The sequence below is a fragment of the Castellaniella sp. genome (genome assembly GCF_004321985.1).
Classification (GTDB): domain Bacteria; phylum Pseudomonadota; class Gammaproteobacteria; order Burkholderiales; family Burkholderiaceae_B; genus Castellaniella.
Genome location: NZ_SCQN01000040.1, coordinates 1 through 4,622, shown reverse-complemented (window position 1 = coordinate 4,622; position 4,622 = coordinate 1). Strand labels below are relative to the sequence as shown.

General features: G+C 64.7%; 4 protein-coding genes and 2 pseudogenes. 1 reads left to right on the top strand and 5 read right to left on the bottom strand.

Annotated elements, in window-relative coordinates:
- From EPN31_RS08475 to EPN31_RS08460, 4 genes are all read right to left on the bottom strand, one after another.
- Window positions 1–549, bottom strand: a 549-nt coding sequence (locus EPN31_RS08475) for an ABC transporter permease (RefSeq protein ID WP_367188308.1), incomplete at its 3' end; no start/stop codon positions are given.
- On the bottom strand, window positions 549–1,586 hold the full coding sequence (locus EPN31_RS08470) for an iron ABC transporter substrate-binding protein (protein WP_291771920.1): 1,038 nt from the start codon (window positions 1,584–1,586) through the stop codon (window positions 549–551). The genes EPN31_RS08475 and EPN31_RS08470, both read right to left, overlap by 1 nt.
- Before the next feature lie 119 nt (window positions 1,587–1,705).
- A complete protein-coding gene (gene efeB / locus EPN31_RS08465) occupies window positions 1,706–2,995 on the bottom strand; it encodes an iron uptake transporter deferrochelatase/peroxidase subunit (protein ID WP_291771914.1) in 1,290 nt (429 codons plus the stop codon).
- Window positions 2,992–4,101 (bottom strand): hypothetical protein, encoded by a 1,110-nt coding sequence (locus tag EPN31_RS08460; RefSeq protein WP_291771917.1) that lies wholly within the window; start codon window positions 4,099–4,101, stop codon window positions 2,992–2,994. Before EPN31_RS08460 ends, efeB begins: the two co-directional genes overlap by 4 nt.
- A gap of 208 nt (window positions 4,102–4,309) precedes the next feature.
- Between EPN31_RS08460 and EPN31_RS08455 the strand changes: the two are divergent.
- A pseudogene (locus tag EPN31_RS08455) lies at window positions 4,310–4,432 on the top strand (MT-A70 family methyltransferase); the annotation flags it as partial.
- 85 nt (window positions 4,433–4,517) lie between these two features.
- Here EPN31_RS08455 and EPN31_RS08450 read toward each other — a convergent pair.
- A pseudogene (locus EPN31_RS08450) lies at window positions 4,518–4,622 on the bottom strand (glutathione reductase); the annotation flags it as partial.

Genomic DNA, 4,622 nt, shown 5'->3' with positions numbered 1-4,622 from the left:
CCGCCCGCTCACTGGGCTGCGGGCGGTTTCTTCCAGCGCCGGATCCAGCCCCCGCAGTGCGGCGGACACCGGCAGCAGGACCAGCGGATAGTAGGAACTGGTGACGACCAGCAGCGCTCCAGCGAAGTCTTGCAGCGATGGACTCAGCGAGATCCAGGCATAGCTGGTGATGAAGGCGGGCACCGCCAGCGGTCCGGCCAGCAGCACCGCCCAGGTGCGGCGGCCGGGCAGGCGAGTGCGCTCCACGAACCACGCGGCCGCGGTACCCAGCACGGCGCAGAGACAGGTCGATGTGCTGACGATCAGCAAGGTGTTCAGCAGCAGTTCCCCCACCAGCGGCCGCCACAGCAGGGCGAGCGCCTGGCCGAGGCCCGCGTGCAGGGTCTGTGCCGCAATGACCAGCAGGGGGATCAGTACCAGCGCCGCGCTGGCGCTGGCCGCAGCAAGCAGGCCCCGAGGCGTCCGTCCCGGGGCGCGGCGCCTACGCGCGTGCCCGATGGATATGGGCAGGGCATCCGGACCGAATGCCTCGCCGGGCACCGCATTCATTACAGCAGCCCCGCCTCGCGCAGCAGTGCGCCCGCCTGGCTGTCGTCGCCCAGCTGCTGCATGGTCAGCTTGGGTGGCTGCAGCTGCTTGAAGGGCTTGAGCAGGGGGTCGGGCGCCACCCCCGGGCGCAGCGGATATTCGAAATCGATCTTGCTCTTGGCCATCAATTCCTGTGCGCGCCGGCTGACGAGATAGGCAACGAACTTTTGGGCCAGTGCGGGGTCGGGAGCGGTCTTGAGCACTGCTGCGCCCGAGACATTGACCAGCGCGCCGACGTCGCCGTGGATGAAGTGATGAATGGTGCTGTGGGTGCCCTTGTCTCCCATCTCGGCATGCAGGCGGGCCCAGTAGTAGTTGTTGACGATGCCCGTGGCCACGGCACCGCTGTTGACTGCCGCCACCACGCCTTCGTCGTCGTCATAGATCTTGGCGTTCGCTTTCAGGCCCTTGAGCCAGTTCAAGGCCGCATCGTGCCCTTTGAGCGCGGCCACCGCACTGACCAGGGGCAGGAAATCACCGTCGGCGGGGGCGATGGCCACTTTTTCCTTCCAGGCCGATTTGGCCAGATCGAGCAATGAAGCCGGCAGTTGCGCGGCCTTGATCATCGACGGGTTGTAGGCCAGTACGTTCTCGCGCGCCACCACGCCGATCCAGCGCCCCTCGGGCGAGCTGTAGCGGTCGGGTATCTGCTTCAGGGTGGAAGCGTCGATCTTGGCGAGCAGGCCTTTTTCCTCGAGCAGCATCAGTTCGGGCGAATTCTCGGTGAAGTACACGTCGGCCGGCGAATGCGTGCCCTCGGCGATCAGCTGGGAGGCAATCTCCGGACCTTCGCCGCTGTGCACCCGCATCGTTGCGCCCGACATTTTCTGGAAGTCGGCCACCAGCAGTTTCACCAACTGGCCGTGCTGGGCGCTATACAGCGTGAGCGTATGGGAGGAGGCTGCCTGCGCCGGGGCGCCTGCCAGCGCGAACGACGCGCCTGCCGCCAGCGTGCCGAACGCAAGGGCGCGCGTCAGGTTTGCAAGCTTGCGTGTCATCCAACGGCTTGCCGTGGAATGTAGAGTCATGTGAAGGTTCTCGGGGTTGCCCAGTGAAACGATGAATTTGAAAGAATGTGCATTGCGGACCGTGTGCGGTGTCGCGGGTGTTCCGGGGTTCAGACATCCAGGTTCTTGAACAGGCCCTGGCCGATGTACTGGCCCGGGGCGATGCCGCTCGGGCAGGCAAAAATGGCGCTGCCGACGTGGGTGACGAACTGGTTCAGCATGTCGAACTTGGACAGCCGGTCGTTGATCGGAATGAAGCCTTTGCGCGGATCACGCTGGTGGGCGATGAAGATCAGCCCCGCGTCGTATTCCGTTTCCTGGCGCCAGGGCGGCCAGCGTTCGATGTAGAAATCCGTGCTTTCGTTGTACGAATAGGAGCGGCGCAGGATCTGCGCGCCGTTGTTCATCGCCTGGTTCGACAGCCGGGCGTGGGCGTTCTCCGGAATGATCGGGTTGCCGTCCTTGTCCACTGCCTTCAGATCCAGCGGATCCATCTCGTGCTTGCCGCCCAGCGGCGCGCCGCTGTATTTGTGGCGGCCGAAAACCGATTCCTGGAAGCCGCGCTCCATCTGGTCCCAGTGTTCCAGCGTGATGCGGATGCGGCGCACGACCGTATAGGTGCCACCACGCATCCAGGCCGGGCTTTCTTCGCCGGCCCAGACGAACTGCTTCATCGCGGCGGGATCGTGTATGGCCGGGTTGATGGTGCCGTCCTTGAATCCCATGAGGTTGCGCGGCGTTTCCCCTTTGGGCGTGGACAGGAAGCCGGCCTGGCCCCAGCGCACCCGGGCCGTGCCGTCGGCGGTGCGGATCAGCTGGCGCACCGCATGGAATACGACTTGGGCGTTGTCGGCGCAGCCCTGGATGAACAGGTCACCACCGGTCTTTGCCGCAATCAGCTGCTCGCCGTTGAAGCGCGGCAGGTCGACGAGCTGGGGCGGGCGGTATCTGGCCAGGCCGTAGCGGTCTTTGCCTTCCTGGGTGAACATCCCGGGGCCGAAGCCGAAAGTCAGCGTCAGGCTGGATGCGCCCAGGTCGAGCGCCTCACCGGAGTCCAGGGCGGGCTTGTCGGCGGGCTCCCTCAAGGTGCCTGCGGGCTCGCCGCGCGTCAGTCGCGCCGCCATCTCGGTCCAGGTTTTCAGCAGGGCGACGATGTCCTCGCGCTTGGCGGTGGTCAGATCGAGGGCTGCGACGTAGGCGTGGCTTTGCTGCGGCGTAATGATGCCGCCCTGATGCCTGCCGTAAAAAGGCTCCACGCCCCGGTTCATGGTCGCCGCCATTTCGCGTGCCCGGGCGGCGCCCGTGCCCAGCGTTCCCGCCGCGATGGCCGCTGCGCCGCCCGCCTTCAGGAAATGGCGGCGGGCGGGGTGCCGGGGGGCCTTGTCGTCATGGGGGTTCATTTGGCCAGCATCAGTGTGTTCACGTCGTCTTCGACGTAGTAGAACCCGTTGCCCGCGGGGGTCATGGCAATGCCGAACAGGTCGCCGCTGCCCGGAGGGGTCTGGGCCTTGTCGACGTCGCTCCAGCGGGCGTGGAGCTGCTTGCCGGTTTCCGCGTCGATCTCGACCACCTGGCCATTCAGCGCGTTGGTGACGAGCAGGTGGCCGTTGGGTGCCATGATCATGGCCAGGGGCCGGCGCAGCAGTCCGCCTTGGGTGAGCAGATGTCCCGTGCCCGCGCTGTCGGTTCGCGTGAGCGGGTTGTCTATGACGTCGACGCTGTCGCTGACCGCGTCCGAGACGTAGAGCTTCTTCTGGTCGGCCGAAAGTGCCAAGCCAGTCGGACCGATGAGGAAGACGTCCTTGTCGGCCTGCGCGCCGTAGCCGCTGCCGATGACGGTCTGCCGCTTGACGACGGGCGGCTTGCCGTTCGGGATGTCGAGATCCATGCGCAAGACCGTGGCCGTGTGAACGATCGGCGGCTTGCCCTTGGCCGAACCGACGCCGAAGCCGGCATTGCTGACGAATAGCACCGCGCTCGTGCCGCTGTCGACCACCGCCATGTTGCCCCACGGGTCATTGATGTCCGGGTTGCTGATGACGGAGTTCACTTTGCCGCGGGAGTCGAGCACGACCAGGCAGCCCGCGCCTTTGGTGTCCGTGGTGCCGTCGTTGCTGGGGGTGCTGCCGACGATCACCCAGCCCGACTTGAACATCACCATGGCCGTGGACAGGCCCATGCCGCCGGGGCAGCCCTTGAGTTCGCGCGGAATGGCGGCGAACAGCGTCATCTTCCCAGTGTCGGGATGATAGATGACGATGGTGCTGCCCGTACCCTGCAGGTTGGACGAATTGTTGAAGTTGTCCACCAGCACGTCGTCCTTCTTGATGATGCCCGTCGACACCGGCGCCACGTAGATGGCGTAGGGATTCTGATCGCCGTTGGCGGGGACTGTATTGATCAGCGTGGTGTTGTGGTGCAGCGTCTCCAGCAGGCCTTGCGGTGCGGCGTGGGCTGGCGCGGCAATGGCCAATGCGATGATCCAGGCGGCGCCGGCGCCGCCAATGGAAGGGTTGCGCAAGATAAAATCCTTGAGGAGAAACGAATGAGAATAGGTTTTGTTGTTGTTTATATTAAAGAGGTTTCCTGACGTTCAGCTAAATGCTGAAGAAATGATCTGGATCAGTGAGTATGTTTCTGGCCGGATTGGCTGGACCATTGAATATGGAGCCAGTACCACCTGGATGGATAAGCTCCTGTATCGCTTGAACGGCGGGCGCCGCCAGGTGAACTTTCTGGCGACGCGCAGGCGTGAGCACTCTCGCAAGCCCGATGAGCTCTATCCGGTCATCGAGGCCTGCAGCGAGGGGCCGTATCTGGAGTTGTTCGCCCGCGGTACCGGCGAACTCGCCCGATCCCGAGTCATTGCCCTTGTTCAGTTGAACTTGTCCGCATCCGCCGCTGTACGAGGCGGCGGTTCGATCACCGTACGGGTTTCCGTAGCGTAACCAGCTCTTCGGCGGCGGTGGGGTGGACGGCGATGGTGGCGTCGAACTGCGCCTTGGTGGCACCGCAAGTCAGGGCGAC